The 17,602-nt window shown below is 36.5% G+C and carries 20 protein-coding genes; 8 read left to right on the forward strand and 12 right to left on the reverse strand.

All coding sequences use genetic code 11. From position 1 onward, the window contains the following. Positions 1 to 75: 75 nt before the first annotated feature. The 4 genes from FW781_RS03040 (at position 76) to FW781_RS22290 (ending at position 3,304) form a co-directional block, all read left to right on the forward strand. On the forward strand, positions 76 to 1,296 hold the full coding sequence (locus tag FW781_RS03040; protein WP_149386052.1) for a T9SS type A sorting domain-containing protein: 1,221 nt from the start codon (positions 76 to 78) through the stop codon (positions 1,294 to 1,296). 218 nt (positions 1,297 to 1,514) lie between these two features. Continuing rightward, positions 1,515 to 2,669, forward strand: coding sequence for a methionine aminotransferase (locus tag FW781_RS03045; RefSeq protein WP_149386053.1), 1,155 nt, complete (start codon positions 1,515 to 1,517; stop codon positions 2,667 to 2,669). A gap of 277 nt (positions 2,670 to 2,946) precedes the next feature. Then, positions 2,947 to 3,102: a hypothetical protein gene (locus FW781_RS22285; RefSeq protein WP_172625648.1), complete on the forward strand. Its 156-nt coding sequence runs from the start codon at positions 2,947 to 2,949 to the stop codon at positions 3,100 to 3,102. A gap of 25 nt (positions 3,103 to 3,127) precedes the next feature. Beyond that, on the forward strand, positions 3,128 to 3,304 hold the full coding sequence (locus FW781_RS22290; protein ID WP_172625649.1) for a hypothetical protein: 177 nt from the start codon (positions 3,128 to 3,130) through the stop codon (positions 3,302 to 3,304). Between the two features lie 83 nt (positions 3,305 to 3,387). Here FW781_RS22290 and FW781_RS03050 read toward each other — a convergent pair whose 3' ends face one another. The 6 genes from FW781_RS03050 to FW781_RS03075 all read right to left on the reverse strand — a co-directional run bounded on the left by FW781_RS03050 (position 3,388) and on the right by FW781_RS03075 (position 8,833). After that, a complete protein-coding gene (locus tag FW781_RS03050; protein WP_149386054.1) occupies positions 3,388 to 4,152 on the reverse strand; it encodes an SDR family NAD(P)-dependent oxidoreductase in 765 nt (254 codons plus the stop codon). A gap of 89 nt (positions 4,153 to 4,241) precedes the next feature. After that, complete coding sequence (locus FW781_RS03055) at positions 4,242 to 5,180, reverse strand: helix-turn-helix domain-containing protein (RefSeq protein ID WP_149386055.1); 939 nt, start codon at positions 5,178 to 5,180, stop codon at positions 4,242 to 4,244. A gap of 59 nt (positions 5,181 to 5,239) precedes the next feature. Then, on the reverse strand, positions 5,240 to 6,019 hold the full coding sequence (locus FW781_RS03060) for a helix-turn-helix domain-containing protein (RefSeq protein ID WP_149386056.1): 780 nt from the start codon (positions 6,017 to 6,019) through the stop codon (positions 5,240 to 5,242). 6 nt (positions 6,020 to 6,025) lie between these two features. Beyond that, complete coding sequence (locus FW781_RS03065; RefSeq protein ID WP_149386057.1) at positions 6,026 to 7,156, reverse strand: MBL fold metallo-hydrolase; 1,131 nt, start codon at positions 7,154 to 7,156, stop codon at positions 6,026 to 6,028. Next, complete coding sequence (locus FW781_RS03070) at positions 7,153 to 7,806, reverse strand: NAD-dependent epimerase/dehydratase family protein (RefSeq protein ID WP_149386058.1); 654 nt, start codon at positions 7,804 to 7,806, stop codon at positions 7,153 to 7,155. Before FW781_RS03070 ends, FW781_RS03065 begins: the two co-directional genes overlap by 4 nt. 1 nt (position 7,807) lies before the next feature. Continuing rightward, positions 7,808 to 8,833, reverse strand: a complete 1,026-nt coding sequence (locus FW781_RS03075) for an SDR family oxidoreductase (protein ID WP_149386059.1) — start codon at positions 8,831 to 8,833, stop codon at positions 7,808 to 7,810. Positions 8,834 to 9,065: 232 nt separating this feature from the next. Between FW781_RS03075 and FW781_RS03080 the strand changes: the two genes are divergently transcribed. Genes FW781_RS03080 through FW781_RS22295 form a run of 3 tightly spaced genes read left to right on the forward strand, consistent with a single transcriptional unit; the run spans position 9,066 to position 9,685 of the window. Beyond that, on the forward strand, positions 9,066 to 9,257 hold the full coding sequence (locus FW781_RS03080; RefSeq protein WP_149386060.1) for a hypothetical protein: 192 nt from the start codon (positions 9,066 to 9,068) through the stop codon (positions 9,255 to 9,257). 29 nt (positions 9,258 to 9,286) lie between these two features. Next, complete coding sequence (locus FW781_RS03085) at positions 9,287 to 9,502, forward strand: bacteriocin (protein WP_149386061.1); 216 nt, start codon at positions 9,287 to 9,289, stop codon at positions 9,500 to 9,502. A gap of 24 nt (positions 9,503 to 9,526) precedes the next feature. After that, positions 9,527 to 9,685, forward strand: a complete 159-nt coding sequence (locus FW781_RS22295) for a hypothetical protein (protein WP_172625650.1) — start codon at positions 9,527 to 9,529, stop codon at positions 9,683 to 9,685. Positions 9,686 to 9,912: 227 nt separating this feature from the next. On the opposite strand, the gene ychF is transcribed toward FW781_RS22295, so the two are convergent. The 5 genes from ychF to FW781_RS03110 all read right to left on the reverse strand — a co-directional run bounded on the left by ychF (position 9,913) and on the right by FW781_RS03110 (position 16,208). After that, positions 9,913 to 11,004, reverse strand: a complete 1,092-nt coding sequence (gene ychF / locus FW781_RS03090) for a redox-regulated ATPase YchF (protein WP_149386062.1) — start codon at positions 11,002 to 11,004, stop codon at positions 9,913 to 9,915. Positions 11,005 to 11,183: 179 nt separating this feature from the next. Beyond that, positions 11,184 to 11,735, reverse strand: a complete 552-nt coding sequence (locus FW781_RS03095; RefSeq protein WP_047421761.1) for a ferritin — start codon at positions 11,733 to 11,735, stop codon at positions 11,184 to 11,186. A gap of 270 nt (positions 11,736 to 12,005) precedes the next feature. Next, a complete protein-coding gene (locus tag FW781_RS03100) occupies positions 12,006 to 13,622 on the reverse strand; it encodes a glycoside hydrolase family 10 protein (protein WP_149386063.1) in 1,617 nt (538 codons plus the stop codon). 129 nt (positions 13,623 to 13,751) lie between these two features. Then, on the reverse strand, positions 13,752 to 15,557 hold the full coding sequence (gene typA / locus FW781_RS03105; protein WP_149386064.1) for a translational GTPase TypA: 1,806 nt from the start codon (positions 15,555 to 15,557) through the stop codon (positions 13,752 to 13,754). Between the two features lie 399 nt (positions 15,558 to 15,956). Next, complete coding sequence (locus tag FW781_RS03110) at positions 15,957 to 16,208, reverse strand: DUF1294 domain-containing protein (RefSeq protein WP_149386065.1); 252 nt, start codon at positions 16,206 to 16,208, stop codon at positions 15,957 to 15,959. Between the two features lie 128 nt (positions 16,209 to 16,336). On the opposite strand from FW781_RS03110, the gene FW781_RS03115 reads away from it, so the two are divergent. Next, positions 16,337 to 16,693, forward strand: a complete 357-nt coding sequence (locus FW781_RS03115; protein ID WP_149386066.1) for a hypothetical protein — start codon at positions 16,337 to 16,339, stop codon at positions 16,691 to 16,693. A 90-nt stretch (positions 16,694 to 16,783) separates the two neighbouring features. Here FW781_RS03115 and FW781_RS03120 read toward each other — a convergent pair whose 3' ends face one another. Beyond that, positions 16,784 to 17,461: a YceI family protein gene (locus FW781_RS03120; protein WP_149386067.1), complete on the reverse strand. Its 678-nt coding sequence runs from the start codon at positions 17,459 to 17,461 to the stop codon at positions 16,784 to 16,786. Between the last annotated feature and the right edge of the window lie 141 nt (positions 17,462 to 17,602).

Raw genomic sequence — 17,602 nt, forward strand, 5'->3', positions numbered from 1 at the left:
TTACAAGACATCAATACACAAAATTTAATACTAAAGTTTTTATTGATTTTTGATTTATAAAATCAATACTGTATTATGATAAAAGCATACATTTTTACCATCTGCATCTTTCTGGGCGGTCTGCTTTTCAAAGCACAGGCACCCTGCTCGGATTTTGATTCACCTACTTTTCCGGCCGGAAACTGGGTTCATGCTCCTTATCCTAATGGTAATGTAACCGTTTCAAGCGGAACTCCCGCTCTGGATGGTTCTCAGTTTCTAAAACTCATTGATGATTCCGGAGGTTCATGGCTTGTCAATACCATAGATTTTAAAAATCTGGGACAACGGTTTCCGGGACAATGTCTATTTTTTGATTTCTATATTGAAAATGACGGAACTTTTAATGGATCTCCAGCCATACATCCGGCCATTCACATCATGTCCGGCAGCAAAATAATCACATTTGTCGCCAATATCACTGTAACTGAAGGAAGCGGATGGGTTCGGGTACGTGCTCCTATTGCCAACTGCAGCGGCTCTGTTCTTCCCTCCAATTCTGAAGGAACCTGGACAATGGATCCCAGCAGCGGTACCACCTGTACAGACTTCAACAACATCATCAACAATTCAACGGCTGTAATGATTACTCCTGATTATACAGCAAACCCATCTGAAATAGTATGGTATGACAACATCTGTGTAAAGCCATGTGCTGACTGTGACCCGAATTTCAAACTTGAAACCTCATTCAGTTCTACTAGCAATACTGCCACAGCCAAGGTATTTCTAGACAGTTATAATCCTCCGAACAACTATTCTGTAAACTGGGGAGACGGAACACCGCTTACCGATCATATGACTCCACACACCTATAATACTCCCGGTTCATATACGGTATGTGTCATTCAATCTGACAGCAAAGGTCAAAAAAAATGCAGTACATGCATTACATTTTGTTATTCAAGGAAGGTCATTTTAAAAGAAACTGACAACACAGGTCTCCGCAGTAAACATCCTGATCTGGAAGCTATTTCAAAAGAAGAGCTTCAGATGGCCAGAAAAAAGGATATTTCTTTGGTTCCGAATCCTGCCAAAAACTATGTGGATGTACAAACATCTCTTTCAAAGAAGGAAAAAGCAACGGTAAGAATTATTGACAGCTCAGGAAAAACGGTATTAGAAAAGTCTGAAAATCTCAATAGTGGACGCCAAAATATCAGATTGAATACCGAGAATCTGATCCAGGGAACTTATATCGTTGAACTCACATCTGAAGGAAAAACCAGCTCTCAAAAACTAATGATCTCTAAATAAATAATCAAAAAACCAATACCCAAAATGCAGTTTCAAAAGTCTAAAAATTTAGCTTTGAAGCTGCATTTTTTATATTCAATCAAGAGCAAATATTTATTTTTTTCTAATTGTACAATCATATTTTTCAACATCAGCATTCAACTATCTCTATTTAATTTTTATTTTTATAAGTTGATCTGTTTAAATATTCATTAAATTCGATTAACAAAACTGTTTTTATGATACAACTTCCCTTATCAAAACTTTCCAATGTAGGAACTACTATTTTTAGTCAAATGACTCAGCTTGCCAACGAGAATGAAGCAATCAATCTTTCTCAGGGATTTCCGGATTTCATGCCTGATCCTGAATTATTGAATCATGTAGATCATTTTATTAAAAAAGGCTTTAACCAGTATGCCCCGCTGGGAGGAATGATAGGTCTGAAGGAAGAAATTGCCAGAAAAATTGAGAGCAGCCATCATACGATTTATCATCCTGACTCCGAAATAACTGTTACAGCAGGCGGGACTCAGGCTATTTTCACAGCTATTGCCTCTTTTATCAAAAAGGATGATGAAGTGATTATTTTTGAGCCGGCCTATGATTGTTATGAGCCTACCGTAGAACTTTTCGGAGGTATTGTAAAACGTTTTGAAATGAAAGCTCCGGATTATAAAATCGACTGGACTGCCGTAAAAAATCTTGTCAGTGACAAAACAAGAATGATTATTCTGAATAATCCCAACAACCCATCCGGAAAAATCCTGACAGAAAATGATATACAAGAACTTATTCAGCTGGTAAAAGGAACTTCCATTCTTATTTTAAGCGATGAAGTGTATGAAAACATTGTTTTTGACGGAAAACAGCATTTAAGCATTTGTAAATATCCCGAATTGAAAGAAAGAAGTCTTCTTGTTGCTTCTTTCGGGAAACTTTTTCACGTTACCGGATGGAAAGTAGGCTACTGCGCTGCACCCAAAATCTTAACGGATGAATTCAGAAAAGTACACCAGTTCAACGTTTTCTGTGTGAATACTCCTATCCAGCTTGCACTGGCCGAATACATGAAAAATGATGAGCATTATACCCATCTGAATCAGTTTTTTCAGGAAAAAAGAGATTTTCTGAGAAAAGGTATTGCAGGAACATCTTTTGAACTGCTGGATTGCGAGGGGACTTATTTTCAGGCAGTAAAGTATGATAAGATTTCGGATAAAAACGATTTCGATTTTGCGTCTGAGCTTACCATCAAACATAAAGTGGCAAGTGTCCCTTTTTCTTCATTTTATAAAAATAAGCTGAATGAGAATGTAATCAGGTTGTGTTTTGCCAAGAAGCAGGAAACATTGGAAAGAGCTATTGAGAATTTATCTAGAGTATCATCATAATTATTGTGCTTTTGTAGAGCTTAGAGACAAAGCTCCTTATTTCCACTGTCATTGCAAGCAAAGCGAAGCAATCTCATCAGAAGTTGTGAATTTATGACGCAAAGTAACTTTATAAATAAAAGTTTTAGGTGCAATGATTTTATCTCTAACAAAATTGTACTGTTTTAAAATGATGTAGTTATTTCAAGGTCATTTCAGACGACGAATTTATATTTTTCTTTATTACCATTGATTTTCATATATTTATAAAATAACTAATCCATTAAATATAAAAATCATGAAAAAGACAATCATCTTAGGAAAAAAATTAAACAAAAAAGAATTAAATATGATCAAAGGAGGTCTGAAGATCTGTATTCTGCCGGGAACTACAGAATGCTCCGAATATGCAAGATATTGTGGAGAACCTCAATGCCAGGTGCCTATCAACTAATATCAATAATTAATAAAACTCTCCCATGAAAAACAAAAGTGTAAAAAAAGGAAAAAAAATAACCCGAAAAGAACTACATACAATCAATGGAGGTTTAGGCAATGTAAGATGTACCAATTCTTCAGGACATTGTGTATACATCGGGCCTGGGTGCAGCGAACTTAAATGCCAGCTACCTGAACCTATTGAAGCTGTTGAATAATAAAGCTCCAAAAAACAGCAAAAAATACTTCGGCCGGCTCAAAATGAGCCGGCCGAAGTATTTTAAAGATGCTCCATCAAATGTTATAAAAACATTCCTCCGGAAACTTCAATTCTTTGTCCATTGATCCACCTTGCATCTTCCGTACACAGAAATGCCACTACACCACCAATATCATCTGGAAGTCCTACTCTTCCTAAGGCTGTGGCACCCGCTACTACAGCGTTGATCTCTTCATTATCTCTTACTCTTCCTCCTCCGAAATCGGTTTCAATAGCTCCGGGAGCCACAACGTTGGCCTTGATTTTTCTTGGTCCCAATTCTTTGGCCATATATTTTGTGAGCATTTCCACCCCAGCTTTTATAGATCCGTAAATAGAAGATCCCGGAGTTGCAAATCTTGCCAATCCTGAAGACACATTGATAATTCCTCCCCCATCATTCATAAATGGCAAAAATTTTTGAGTCAGAAAAAATACTCCTTTAAAATGAATGTCTACCACATCATCCAGCTGTTCTTCTGTTACTTCGGTAATAGGTGAATATAAAGCTGTTCCTGCATTATTGATCAGATAATCAATATGAGTACTTCCTGTATTTTCCTGCAGGTGATCCGTAACCTGCTTTACGAAGGCATCAAAACTTTTAATGTCTTTTGTATCCAGCTGAAAAGCAACAGCATTACGTCCTATTGATTTTATTTCATTCACAACAGCTTCTGCTTCTTCCTTGTTGCTTCTATAGGTAATAATGACATCTAATCCCTTTTGAGCAATCTTTAATGCTGAGTTCTTTCCCAATCCACGGCTACCTCCGGTTACCAATGCGATATTTGTTTTTGTGTTCATTGTATTTTGATTATTTTGATGGTACAAAGTTGGGATATTTTCAGACTGAAATGTTTGCTTGAATCAATCTGAAATTTGCAAAATTCAAATCAGGAACGAAATTCTAAGGGAGTAAAGGAAGTTTTCCTTTTAAAGAAATTAGAAAAATGAGCAATTTCCTCGAAACCCAGGGCATAGGATATCTCTGAAACATTCCATCTGGTCTGCTTTAAGAGTATTTTCGCTTCCTGAATGATACGGTCAGAAATAAATTCCGTAGTCGTTTTTCCGGTGCTTTCTTTTAACCTTTTGTTTAAATAATTGACATGAACCGCCAATCGTTCTGCATAATCTTTTGCGGTCTTCAGCTGCAGTCTCTGGTCCCAGGATTCAATAGGAAATTGTCTTTCCAACAGTTCTATAAACAGAGAAACCACTCTCATAGAAGCATCATTAGATGCAGATATTTTGGATGCCGGCTGTAATTTTTGACCGTAATGGATCAATTCCAACACATAATTTCTGATCAGATCATATTTAAAAATATAATCTGAATCTATTTCTTTTTTTATTTTTTTAAAAAGGCTTTCCAGTTCTTTCGCAAGCTCGTCATCAATTTCAAAAACAGGTACTCCGCCTGGCTGAAAAATGGGAAGATCTTCAAGATTGTAATAGGATTTATCTTTAATAAAAAAATCTTCTGTGAATACACAAAAACTTCCTGACTGATCAGGATCCTCAGGCACCCAATGATACGGAACTTTTGGAGTAGCAAATAATAAGGCGTTCTGTTGTATTGATATTACTTTATCAGCATATTCTGCCCTGTTTCGCCCTCGTATAAAACTTATCTTATAGTATTTCCTCCTGTTATAAGGCATTTCGGAAGTTGTCCTTGCCCTTTCAAGTGTCTGTGCGATATCAAAAACATTAAAGTGTCCGATATCTTTATGAAGTCCTTTCGGAAAAATACTTTCGAGGTCTTTACCTAATTTGGCAGCCATCTCTTTGTAAAAATCCTCCAGTGAGGTATGTGCTACTTTTTCCATGGCAGATGATTTGTAAAATTCAAATATACGAACTTATGAAATAGTTCCGCCTGAATATATTACAGATTGCTTGCCAGAATTCCGAATTCTTTTTTAAAAGCAAATGAAAAATGTGATAAATCCTCAAATCCAAGATCAATGTAGATATCTGATGGTCTTTCTTTTTTTTCTTCTATCAAAAATCGTGCTTCCTGCAATCTTCTTTTAATTAACCAGCGATTTGGTGTTTCATTAAATATCTTTTTAAAATCTCTTTTAAAAGCAGACAAACTACGTCCTGTAAGGAATGCAAAACGTTCTAAATTAACATTAAATTTATAATTTTTCTGCATAAATTCTTCAAGGTCCACCCGTCCCGGAATACCAAAATCAAAGAGTATATCTGACAATTCAGGATGCAGCTGCAAGAGAATAAGTAACAGTTCTTCTCTTTTTAAGTCTGAGAACGCATTATTTATCTGCCCGGATTCTGTGTAATAAGGTTCCAATGAAAGAAGGAAGCTACTGATCAGCGGATCTTTTTTTATCGGAATAAAAGCATTTTTTGACTGATGATTCTGAAAAAAGAGGCTGTGTTTTTTATGGAAACTCGTTAAAAATGATTCATCAAAAATAAAAATCACTTTTTCAAATTCATTATTATCTTTCTGTTTATTATAGCGTGCAAGGCGGTTTTTACGTACAATACAGCTGTCACCAGATTTAAGAACGTAATGCCTGTTACCATCATAACCGTTTATGGTTCCTTTTGCCAGAAATAAAAAAAAATGTTCCGCTATAAATTGTTCCGGAGACACGGCAGGTCCAACAAAACAGGACTTTATCTCAGTTATTTTCATTGTACATTATTTTATATTTTTCCACCATTGTTTAAACTGTTGAGTATTGTCATTCAGTTTTACCTTTTCACCAATCATAGGTGTGGCAAGGCGGTAAGGTTTTGTCTGGGACAGGGCTGAGATCCGTTCCAACGGTTCGTTCCAGGGATGTTTAGCCAGAGTAAACTTGGAATGATGAACAGGCAGAAGATTTTTAGCTTTTAACTCTGTGACTGCCAATGCCACTTCTTCAGGCAGTTCATGCACCGACTGCCAGGCTTTATTGTACTGTCCGCATTCCATGACCGCCCAGTCGATAGCAGGATGTTTCTCAGCAATCTTTTTAAAACGGCCACTGTAGCCGCCATCTCCACTATAGTACACGGTCATGTCAGGTGACTGAATGAAAAAAGATAACCAAAGAGATTGTGAACTTTTAAAGCCTCTCCCGCCATCATGATGGGTACTTTCAGTAAAGATGGTAAAACCTGACTTTACCTGTACTTTTTCGTCCCAATCTTTTTCAATAATCTGCTGTTTTGTATAGCCCCATCTTTGATAATGAGCTCCTGCTCCCAGCCCGCAAACAACGTATTTTGTTTTAGGCTGTAATGCTTTTGCAGTCTCATAATCCAGATGGTCATAATGGTCGTGTGAAAGCAGCATATAATCAATCTCCGGTATATCATCTGCTGTATAGATATCACTTCCTTTATATGCCTTTACTCCCCAGGGCAATGGAGATGCTTTACCACTGAAAACCGGATCTACTAAAATCTTTACTCCATCCAGCTGTAAAAAGAAAGATGAGTGTCCAAACCATACAATGATATTTTCGTCTGCAGGGATTGATTTCAGATTTGTTTTAACTGATGGTAAAATGTCTTCAGGTTCTGTATGAGGGTATTCTTTGGTAAGAGATCCCCATATTTCACCTAACATGCTGTAGCCTTCAGTAATCGTTGGTTTTTCTTCCAGATTTCTGAATTTTCCATTTTTATAATGGATTGATTTTTTGACCTGTTCTAATCTTTCGCCTTCAGGCAAAGCTCCAAATTGTGGTTTACCCATATAAAACCAGACCATAAAAATCAGGATCAGCATGGCGCCTAGCAAGGCAATTAATGTTCTTTTAAGCAGTTTTAAAAATGTTTTCATTGTGCCGATATCTTAATATCTTTTACTTCCAGAACAGATAGAGGATATCCTTTAGAAACACAGTTAATCATAGCCTGTCCTACTTCTTCCATTCTGCAGATCCATTGGGGAAAAATCAGATACCACAATGGTGATAATGCATCAAAAATACGATAAATAAAACGAACATTTTTCTGACCTTTTACGGGTCTCATCAATCCGGGACGAAAATTATAAACGGTCTTAAAAGGGAGCTTAAGTAAGGCATTTTCGGTTCTTCCTTTTACCCTTGCCCACATTACTTTACCCTGTTCTGTACTGTCGGTACGGTTTCCGGAGACATAAATAAATGTCATACCTGAGGTGATTCGGGATAAAGTTTCAGCAAACGGAACAACAAAACCATAGGTTTTCATGGTGAAACTTTCTTCAGTTTCTCCAACTGAACTTACCCCTGCACAAAAAAAACAGGCATCATAGCCGTTAAGTTCAGCTACATAGTTCCCTATTTCTGAAAAGTCTTTCACAATCAATTCTTTCAGCTTATTATGCTGACGGTTTAATGATTTTCTATTGATGATTAAAACTTCTGTAATTTCCGGGTTTTCAAGACAAACCAACAGAACACCCTCACCTACCAACCCGGTTGCTCCTGTAATAATAACTTTCATTTTAAATCTGATTAAATTTGATTAAACTTTCCGCTGCCGCTAATATTGCTTCTTCAGCTTTTCTTGGCTTCCACCCTAACATGCTTTTTGCCTTTTCACTGCTTGCTCTTTTTACCAGTCCTAAGTGAGGAACAATCATTTTTAATTTCGGATTAAAAACAGCCAACACTCTGATTATCCAATTAGGCAATTCTTTGGTAGGGGCTTTACCTGCAACTTCACCTAAATTCTTTCTGAGAACATCTGCCACTTCCTGCATAGAAAGAGCTTCACCTGCTACAGCAATAAAACGTTGACCATTTGCTTCAGGCATGCTTAATGCTTTAAGATGAAGGTCAGCAACATCCCGTACATCTACAAAGCCCGTAATCAGTTTTGGACATCCCTTCATTTCTCCGTTGAGCATTTGCTTTATAATCTGTATAGAATGCGCATAATCGCTTGATAAAACAGGCCCCATCACAGTGGTTGGATTCACTACGGCGAGTTCCATACCATTTCTTTCATTTTGAATAAAATCCCATGCTGCTCTTTCTGAAATGGTTTTTGAGCGCTGATAAGGTGCTACAGTATCATCTATTACCGTCCAGTCTTCTTCGGTATACGGAGTTTTCTTCGATGTACCATAGCTTACCGCACCAAAAGCTGAAGTAAGTACAACTCTTTTTACTCCTGCCTTTTGGGCTGCTCTCAGCACAAACAATACCCCGTTTTTAGCAGGTATCACAAAATCGTCTTCTGTCTTTGCATCGGTATGGGGAGTGGGCGAAGCGGTGTGAATAACGTATTGGCAGCCTTCAACAGCTTTTTCCCAACTTTTCTCGTTTTCTAAATCAGCTTCTGCAAAAGACAAATCTTCAAAGGAACTGATTCCTCCCTCCTTCAGCATTTGTTTTACTAATCCTGACTTGTTCAATGATCGAAGTGTAGCTTTTACTTTATATCCATTGTTAAGCAGGGCAATCATACAATAGCAGGCTATGAAACCTGATCCTCCTGTAACCAAAACGGTTTCTTTATTTCTCATTTTCTGAAGTATTAATAGGACAAATTTCCAAAATATAAAATCATATTATTGTGTTGAAAAGTCCATTCTTATTATGTTGAAAAGTTCAACATACTTATTAATTCAATTTAAACTTAGCAATCAATATCATTATATATTATTCAAATATTTGTTTATTTTTTTCTAGACACAGTGATATACTTCATTTATTTTTCTTACATTCGTCAAAACTAACCTACTAAAAATCAAACCAATGAAAAATCACATTACTCAAATCGGAAAAAAACTGAACAAAAGAGAATTAAGAACGATCAAAGGAGGTCTGATCAACTGTATTGAACCCGTTCTGTGCCCTGACCTTCCATGTGAGCCTTCTTCAGACCCGAATGGGTGTACTATTATTTCTCCAAAGTGTGCACAAAAGGAGTGCAGACCGCAGTTATAATATCGAAATCAAATCATAAATAAAATACTATGAAAAAACTCGATCTAAACAAAGGTAAAAGACTTAATAAAAAAGAATTAAAAACAATTCAAGGAGGTATGCTGAATTGTATGGAGCCTATCCTATGTACTGAGTTTCCTTGTGAGACTTATCCACCAGGAGACATCAGAAACTGTACCACCATTTCTGTTAGCTGTGCCCAGAAAATATGCAGACCTCAAGACCCCGGACCTATTGAGCTGTAATTTGATCATTTAAAACCATACATTATGAAAAATCAAAATTTAACTAACGGAAAAAAACTGAACAAAAAACAATTAAGAGTAATTACTGGCGGAAAAGAAATGTGTCTGCTTCCGGATCTTACCTGTAAGAGAATTTCTTTTGCCTGTGCTGAATTACAATGCCAGCCTGGAATTGAAATTTAAGAATCCAACAACGCGAAAAAGCTGAATAAAAAGCTTTTATTTCATTATAAAAAAGTCGCTTTTCTTACCGGGAAGTGACTTTTTTAATTTTACTGTAGTGTCTTTAGAACTCCTGTATTTTTTAAGATTTATAATTTCAAGATAATCAAAGTTTATCTCATGAACGCAAAAAACGCCCCCAAATACATGGAAGCGTTTTTTATTATAAACGAACTTTAATATTTTTCTTATACATTGAATCTAAAGTGCATGATGTCTCCATCCTGTACTATATATTCTTTACCTTCTACAGAAAGTTTTCCGGCTTCCTTGATCTTCACTTCAGAACCGTAAGTCATATAATCTTGATATTTGATTACTTCTGCACGGATAAAACCTTTCTCAAAGTCTGTGTGAATTACTCCTGCGGCCTGTGGAGCTGTCCATCCCTGTCCGATAGTCCAGGCTCTTACTTCTTTTACTCCGGCAGTAAAATACGTCTGAAGTTTTAAAAGGTCATAAGCTTTTCTGATCAAACGGTTAACTCCCGGCTCAGTAAGACCCAGTTCTTCAAGGAAAATTTCTCTTTCTTCAAAAGTTTCAAGCTCATTGATATCAGCTTCAATCTGTGCAGCTAGTACTACTACTTCAGCCCCCTCGCCTTTAGCCATTTCTTCAATTTTACCAATCCAATCATTTCCGTTTTTGATAGAGTTTTCATCTACATTACAAACGTACAGTACAGGTTTATTGGTTAACAGCTGAACTTCTCCGATAATTGATTTTGCAAAATCATCAGTCGCAAATTCTCTTGCGTTTTTCCCATCTTCAAGAAATTTCTGTAAGTTCTGAAGGGTTTCATAGGTAAGAATATCTTCTTTCTTTCCTGACTTGATAAATTTCTTAGCTTTCTCAACTGCTTTTCCTACTGTTTCAAGGTCTTTCAATTGCAGCTCTATATCAATAATTTCTTTATCTCTTAAAGGATCTACAGAACCTTCAACGTGGATGATATTTCCGTTGTCAAAACATCTTAAAACGTGAATAATTGCTTCACACTCACGGATATTAGCCAAGAACTGGTTTCCCAATCCTTCTCCTTTGCTGGCTCCTTTTACAAGACCTGCAATATCAACAATCTCAACTACAGCTGGTAAAACTCTCTCAGGTTTTACGATTTTCTCCAGTTCAAACAATCTCTGGTCCGGTACAGAAACCGTTCCTAGGTTCGGTTCAATAGTACAGAAAGGATAGTTTGCTGATTGAGCTTTTGCATTACTCAAACAGTTAAAAAGAGTTGATTTACCTACATTCGGCAGGCCTACGATTCCACATTTCATATTGTAAAATTCAAAGTTTAAGGTTTAGGGGTAACCCAAGGTTTCTCCAACTTTAAACATTGAACTCAGAACCTTGAATTACGAGTGTGCAAAGATAGTGATTTTTGACAGAGTTTCATAATAAAAAAATCTGTCAATATTCTGACAGATTTTCAAAAGGTTCGGATTCACCGGCTATTTTATGGATTATCTCCCGTGGCATTCTGAGCCAGCGGGACATCATTCGGTGCTTCCTGTAAAGTTTTATCTAAAGTAAATAAAGATTCATCGGTAGCCCTGTCACCACCAGCGATTTTTAATTTATCAATTAAGTTTTGAGCTAATGTTTCTTCTTCAATCTGTTCCTGTACAAACCACTGCATAAAATTCCACGTTGCCCAATCTTTTTCTTCCATAGAAAGATCTACAATTCTGTAAATAGCGGTTGTATTGTCAACTTCATGCTTAAAAACACCATCAAAACAAGCTGTAAGACTGTCCGGATCTGCCGGAGGAGCGGGAATAGCATCCACTTTTGGTTTTCCGCCTCTGTTTAAAATGTATTCCATGAATTTGATTGAGTGATTCCGTTCTTCCTGGGCATGGCGGTAAAGAAAGTTAGCAATCCCCTGATAGCCTTTATCATCGGCCCAAATTCCATAAGATAAAAAAACGTGTGATGCATGAATCTCCTTATTCATCTGGTCACTAAGTGCTTTTTCCATGTTGGTGGAAAGTCTGTTAGTATTCATAATGTTATATTTTGGTGATTATAGAATGAATCATGCAAAAATGATTCCGATACAATTTATATTTTAAACATAATCATTTATTTACATTTTTTATTGAATTGAAAATCATTATTTTAAGCTAATAATTTATAGTTATTCTAAAATAAAAACCAGTTCTATTGTAGAACTGGTTTCTAGCTTATCATTGGGATTGCTTCATTTTATGGTTTGTAATGACTTATAATATATAGAAGTTGGCAATTAAACCTTGGGCCCTTTTATCAAAAAATATTATTTAATTTTTCTGGCGGTATAATCACTTTCATTTCCTAATCTGTCGATGGCTTTTATAGCAACTGCACTCAGCTTTTTACCGTCTTTAAATTTAGGAATGTCCTTTGAAAGGGTATCCAGTGTTAAAATTTCTGTTTGCCATACTCCATTGTATTGAGTAAAAAGAACCCACTGGAAAACATCAGCAGCATTTTTTGTACTCCAGCTTGTCTGTGCAAAGCTTCCGTTGTCTGCAATAAACAATGTAGGAGTCTGCAATGGAACCGCCTTTATCCATGGAGACTTTGGTACTAATGCTTTTTCACTGTATGGTCCGCTTTTCAAAGCGGGCAGCATATTGGGATTTTTGGTCAGTCCGGCAATACTCCAGTGAATTTCTCCGGCATCATTTTTCAGGATATTTCTGGAAATTGCAATCTGATTTTTGATTTCTGTAGGACGGTCTGATACTTTAACCTCAACGGTGTTTAAACCTGGCCATAAGTGACGGTTCATTGTATTTTCAGACTGCCACCAGCTTAACAGCGCTTCAAAGCTTTGTCCTTTGGAATCAATTGGCCAGTAAAGCTGGGGTGAAAAGTAATCTACCCAGCCTTTATTTAACCATAATTTGGCATCTGCATAAAGCTCGTCATATTGTGAAGATCCAACAATTCCTGCAGGATATCCGGGCTTCCATATTCCGAACGGGCTGATCCCGAATCGTACATTATTTTTTTCAGCATGGATTTCTTTATAGATACGTTCTACAAACTTGTTAACGTTATCTCTTCTCCAGTCTGCTCTGGACAGGGTACCGCCACTGCTTACATAAGCATTCCAGGTTGCATTATCGGGAAAATCTGCTCCTCTGTTATAGGTTGCGTAAGGATAGAAATAATCATCAAAGTGTACTGCATCAATATCATATCTTTTCACAATATCTTTCACCACATTGGATACGTGCCCCTGTGTTTTTGGATTGGCGGGATCAAACCAGTACATTCCGTTTTTTAATCTTAAAACAATATCGGACAATTTATTAGCCATTGACAGCGTATTCACGGCACCACCATTGGTATGATGTGCACGGTAAGGATTCAGCCAGACATGCAGTTCCAAACCTCTTTTATGAGCTTCTTCTATCCAAAACTGAAGTGGATCATAGTTCGGAGAAGGAGCCTTTCCTGTTTCGCCAGTCAGAAAGTAAGACCATGGTTCGATATTACTTGTATAGAGGGCATCCGCGGAAGGTCTGATCTGAAAAATAGCAGCATTGAAATTGTTATCTCTCAACATATCAAGCATACTGATTGCTTCTGCTTTCTGCTGTTCTACCGTAAGATCATTTCTTGAAGGCCAGTTGATATTGGCTACACTCGCGATCCATGCTCCACGGAATTCTCTTTTGATTTCCGGAAGATTGGTTCTGAAGTTTTCTTCAGTTGAAGCTGTATTTCCTGTAGCAGGTTTTGTTGTGACAACAGGTACTTTTGGCGGGGTTGTATTGTTGGTGGGTTTTGTCGGATTCTTCGTTGAAGGTGTTTTTACAACATTGTTCTGAACGGAACATGAGGTAGTGTAAGATGCAAAAACGCCCAATAAAACGATAAGTTTTAATTTATTCATTCTCATAGTCACAAAACTACTTTAAAATTTATTTTTACTTTCAGAGATTATTATGCCAAAATACGCATTTTAATGGGTTGACACAGAAAAAAAGCCCCGAACATCGAGGCTTTATTATATTTTAAGAATTTCAGATTATGCTTTCGCTCCTCTTTCTACTCTTTTTCTTTCTTCTTCTGAAAGGATTTTCTTTCTCATTCTGATGAAGTTTGGAGTTACCTCGATAGCTTCATCACCCTGGATATATTCCATACATTCTTCAAGAGAGAATAAGATTTTCGGAGCAACACCAGTATCTTTATCTTTTCCAGAAGCTCTCATGTTGTTCAACTGTTTTGCTTCTACGATGTTTACTACCAAATCTCCCGGCTTGTTTTGCTCACCGATGATCATTCCTGTGTAGATTTCCTCACCCGGATCAACGAAGAACTTACCTCTATCTTGTAATTTAGCAATAGAATATTCTGTAGCAGGACCTGTAGTTTTGCTGATCAGAACTCCATTGTTTCTTCCAGGAATAGTTCCTTTGAAAGGCTTATATTCTGTGAAACGGTGTGCCATAATAGCTTCCCCTGCAGTAGCGGTCAACATCTGAGAACGTAGTCCGATCAAACCTCTTGAAGGAATTTCAAACTCCATGTGCTGCATTTCACCTTTAGTTTCCATGATGTGAAGGTCACCTTTTCTCTGAGTTGCCAAGTCGATTACTCTTGAAGCAAACTCTTCAGGAACGTCAACAACCAAAGATTCATAAGGCTCACATTTCTCACCATCAATTTCTTTGAAGATAACCTGTGGCTGCCCAATTGTCATTTCATACCCTTCTCTTCTCATAGTTTCGATCAAAACGGATAAGTGAAGAATACCTCTACCGAACACTAAGAAAGTGTTTGCATCATCAGTCTGCTGAACTCTTAATGCTAAGTTTTTCTCTAATTCTTTAGTTAATCTTTCTTTCAGGTGGTTAGAAGTAACATATTTACCATCTTTACCGAAGAAAGGTGAGTTATTGATAGAGAATGTCATGTTCAATGTAGGCTCGTCAATTGCTGTTCTTTCCAATGGCTCAGGATTTTCAAGATCAACGAAAGAATCACCAATTTGGAAAGCATCAAAACCTACTACAGCACAGATATCTCCTGCTTTTACTTCAGTTACTTTTTTCTTTCCTAATCCTTCGAAAACGTAAAGTTCCTTTACTTTTCCTTTTACAATTTTACCTTCTGCCTGAGCAAGACCGATCCACTGAGATTCTTTGATCTCACCTCTTGTCACTTTTCCGATTGCAATTCTTCCTAAGAAAGAAGAGAAATCAAGAGAAGTAATCTGCATCTGAAGATTTCCTTCTGTTACTTTCGGTTCAGGAACATATTGTAAAATACCATCTAATAATGGCATAATATCTTCAGTTTGCTCTAATGAAGTGTTGAACCAACCTTGTTTTGAAGATCCGTAGAATGTAGGGAAGTCCAATTGCTCTTCTGTAGCCTCAAGGTTGAAGAACAAGTCAAATACCTTATCGTGAACTTCGTCAGGACGGCAGTTTGGTTTATCTACTTTATTGATTACCACTAATGGTCTCAATCCTAGTTCCAATGCTTTCTGTAGTACAAATCTTGTTTGTGGCATTGGTCCTTCGAACGCATCTACCAACAAAATAACTCCATCAGCCATTTTCAATACTCTTTCTACTTCTCCACCAAAATCGGCGTGACCAGGAGTATCAATTACGTTAATTTTTGTGTCTTTATAAGTAACAGAAATATTCTTGGATAAGATTGTGATCCCTCTTTCTCTTTCAAGATCGTTGTTATCCATAATTAACTCCCCACTCTCCTGATTTTCTCTGAAAATGTTGGTAGCGTGAATGATCTTGTCAACCAAAGTCGTCTTTCCGTGGTCAACGTGTGCGATAATCGCAATATTTCTAATGTTTTGCATAAAAGATTTTTACGGGTGCAAAAGTAGTGATTTTTAATGAAAAAATATTTACTTATACAAATATTTAATATTATGTTTAAAATACTTATTTACAAGGCAATAAAAAAAGAGTGTTAAAAAAAGTACTCATTAATCTATTTACACGCAAGCTTGTATCTTCCATATATCTACTGCAGGTGGTTCTCCGCATAGGATATCAAATTCTGCACAATTACTGGAAATCCGGTGCCTCAACCCATCTTACAATGCATGTATCGGCAACCTTACATTCTACCATTCCATTCTAGAAATTTTTTTAAGATTTCTGATCTTGTTCTGTCTTATTTAATATTAGCATGGTAAATTTATAAAAAAACATATCACAAAAATCACCTATCAAAATATTTAACATTTTTAATATCAATATCTTATAAGCCTATAAAACACTACCAGATCAATGAGAACAACCAGGATAAATTTCATCAAAAAGGATTTTTTAGAAACTTTATGATTGAAAATAATCATTCCAGAGGCTGCTCCTACAACACCTATAAGAGATATTCCTAAAAGCATATTTTCTGAAATTCTCCATTGGTGTTTTTTGGCTTGCCATTTATCAAAACCGAAGACACCAAATGTAATCAGATTAGCTATGAATAGAAAAAGAGCCATTTTAAAATTAATTTAAAACAAAAATAAAGTTTAATTTATAGATAGGAAAATCCCTGAATCTGAACCAAAGCATTTGCATTACCGTCAAAATAAGATTTTATAAATTTGCCTCCGTAAAAAACAACCCAATGACAGTACATGATCTGGCAGGAAGCTATACTCTTGAAGGGAGTAACCAGGAAGAGTCTTCGCAGGCTACTTATCATGGTATATTAACTTTATCCATAGATGAAAACAACCGCATAATTGCCCAATGGGTTATTGGTGATCATCTGCAAAATGGTACAGGATTTTATAAAGACCATATTTTAGTCATCAACTTCAATTACAAAGGAGACGATCATACAATTTATAAAGGAGTTGCTGTATATCGTTGTCTAAGTAAGGATATATTGGATGGTTTCTGGTCTGAAAAACATGGCAATCCTTTGTATCTTGGAAGTGAATATTGTGTGAGAATTCAACATTCAAAAATTTTGAACTGATTTCATCTCTAATAGTAAAAACATTGCCACCAATAAAAAGGGCTGCCTTGATCAAGGCAGCTCTCATTAGTTATTAAAGTTTAAAATAACTTATTTTTTAGCTTTTACATCAATAGCAATCTCGATATCTTTGCTGATCATCCATTCTGCCGGATCTGCTTCTGAAGTACCAAATTTAAGTCCCCAATCTGCTCTATTTACTGTAAATTTAGCCTGAATAGCAGCTGAATTTTCTACTACTTCTACTTTAGCAGGGAAAGTTACATTCAATGTCTTTCCTGATAAAGTAAGGTTTCCACTTACGGTCTTATTAGCTCCTGCTACTGCATCTTTGGGTGCTTCTTTCAAATCTGTAACACTTGTAATCTTGAAATCTGAGGTAGGATTTTTCGCTACATCAAAGAAATCAGGAGTTTTCAAGTGAGCTTCAAGCTCTGCAGGTTTTTTATCCTTTTCTGTAACTGAAGCCGGATCTACTTTGATAGAGTTCATATCGATTACGAAGTTTCCTGCGGAAACCTGACCTCCCTCAACACTGATATCTCCAGACTTTACAGTAAGTGTTCCCCAACGAGGTGCCATCCCTCCTTTGTGGAAAGCTTTCCAGTTTACTACTGAACCTACTGTGTCTACTGCAAGTGTTTCACCTTTGCTTTCTGCTACTGTTTGCTCCTGTCCGGTAGCTGCAGTATCTGCAGATTTTCCTTTATTACATGATGCTAAAAGCAATCCTACTCCTACTAATGCAATTACGCTAATTTTTTTCATATTGAACTGTTTAAAAAAGTTTGAATTTTGTTGTTTTCGGGTACAAAAATAGAAAAACCTATTTGGAGACGCCTTATCATACATCAAGAAATGATTTTTTATTTTTTTATTGTTGGTGAAAATTTAAAATTCTTAGTTATC

Origin of the sequence: Chryseobacterium panacisoli, from assembly GCF_008274625.1 — a bacterium.
GTDB lineage: Bacteria > Bacteroidota > Bacteroidia > Flavobacteriales > Weeksellaceae > Chryseobacterium > Chryseobacterium panacisoli.

Coding starts and splice junctions, on each gene's coding strand:
- FW781_RS03040 (WP_149386052.1), top strand. CDS start 76: ATGATAAAAGCATACATTTTTACCATCTGCATCTTTCTGGGCGGTCTG.
- FW781_RS03045 (WP_149386053.1), top strand. CDS start 1,515: ATGATACAACTTCCCTTATCAAAACTTTCCAATGTAGGAACTACTATT.
- FW781_RS22285 (WP_172625648.1), top strand. CDS start 2,947: ATGAAAAAGACAATCATCTTAGGAAAAAAATTAAACAAAAAAGAATTA.
- FW781_RS22290 (WP_172625649.1), top strand. CDS start 3,128: ATGAAAAACAAAAGTGTAAAAAAAGGAAAAAAAATAACCCGAAAAGAA.
- FW781_RS03050 (WP_149386054.1), bottom strand. CDS start 4,152: ATGAACACAAAAACAAATATCGCATTGGTAACCGGAGGTAGCCGTGGA.
- FW781_RS03055 (WP_149386055.1), bottom strand. CDS start 5,180: ATGGAAAAAGTAGCACATACCTCACTGGAGGATTTTTACAAAGAGATG.
- FW781_RS03060 (WP_149386056.1), bottom strand. CDS start 6,019: ATGAAAATAACTGAGATAAAGTCCTGTTTTGTTGGACCTGCCGTGTCT.
- FW781_RS03065 (WP_149386057.1), bottom strand. CDS start 7,156: ATGAAAACATTTTTAAAACTGCTTAAAAGAACATTAATTGCCTTGCTA.
- FW781_RS03070 (WP_149386058.1), bottom strand. CDS start 7,806: ATGAAAGTTATTATTACAGGAGCAACCGGGTTGGTAGGTGAGGGTGTT.
- FW781_RS03075 (WP_149386059.1), bottom strand. CDS start 8,833: ATGAGAAATAAAGAAACCGTTTTGGTTACAGGAGGATCAGGTTTCATA.
- FW781_RS03080 (WP_149386060.1), top strand. CDS start 9,066: ATGAAAAATCACATTACTCAAATCGGAAAAAAACTGAACAAAAGAGAA.
- FW781_RS03085 (WP_149386061.1), top strand. CDS start 9,287: ATGAAAAAACTCGATCTAAACAAAGGTAAAAGACTTAATAAAAAAGAA.
- FW781_RS22295 (WP_172625650.1), top strand. CDS start 9,527: ATGAAAAATCAAAATTTAACTAACGGAAAAAAACTGAACAAAAAACAA.
- ychF (WP_149386062.1), bottom strand. CDS start 11,004: ATGAAATGTGGAATCGTAGGCCTGCCGAATGTAGGTAAATCAACTCTT.
- FW781_RS03095 (WP_047421761.1), bottom strand. CDS start 11,735: ATGAATACTAACAGACTTTCCACCAACATGGAAAAAGCACTTAGTGAC.
- FW781_RS03100 (WP_149386063.1), bottom strand. CDS start 13,622: ATGAGAATGAATAAATTAAAACTTATCGTTTTATTGGGCGTTTTTGCA.
- typA (WP_149386064.1), bottom strand. CDS start 15,557: ATGCAAAACATTAGAAATATTGCGATTATCGCACACGTTGACCACGGA.
- FW781_RS03110 (WP_149386065.1), bottom strand. CDS start 16,208: ATGGCTCTTTTTCTATTCATAGCTAATCTGATTACATTTGGTGTCTTC.
- FW781_RS03115 (WP_149386066.1), top strand. CDS start 16,337: ATGACAGTACATGATCTGGCAGGAAGCTATACTCTTGAAGGGAGTAAC.
- FW781_RS03120 (WP_149386067.1), bottom strand. CDS start 17,461: ATGAAAAAAATTAGCGTAATTGCATTAGTAGGAGTAGGATTGCTTTTA.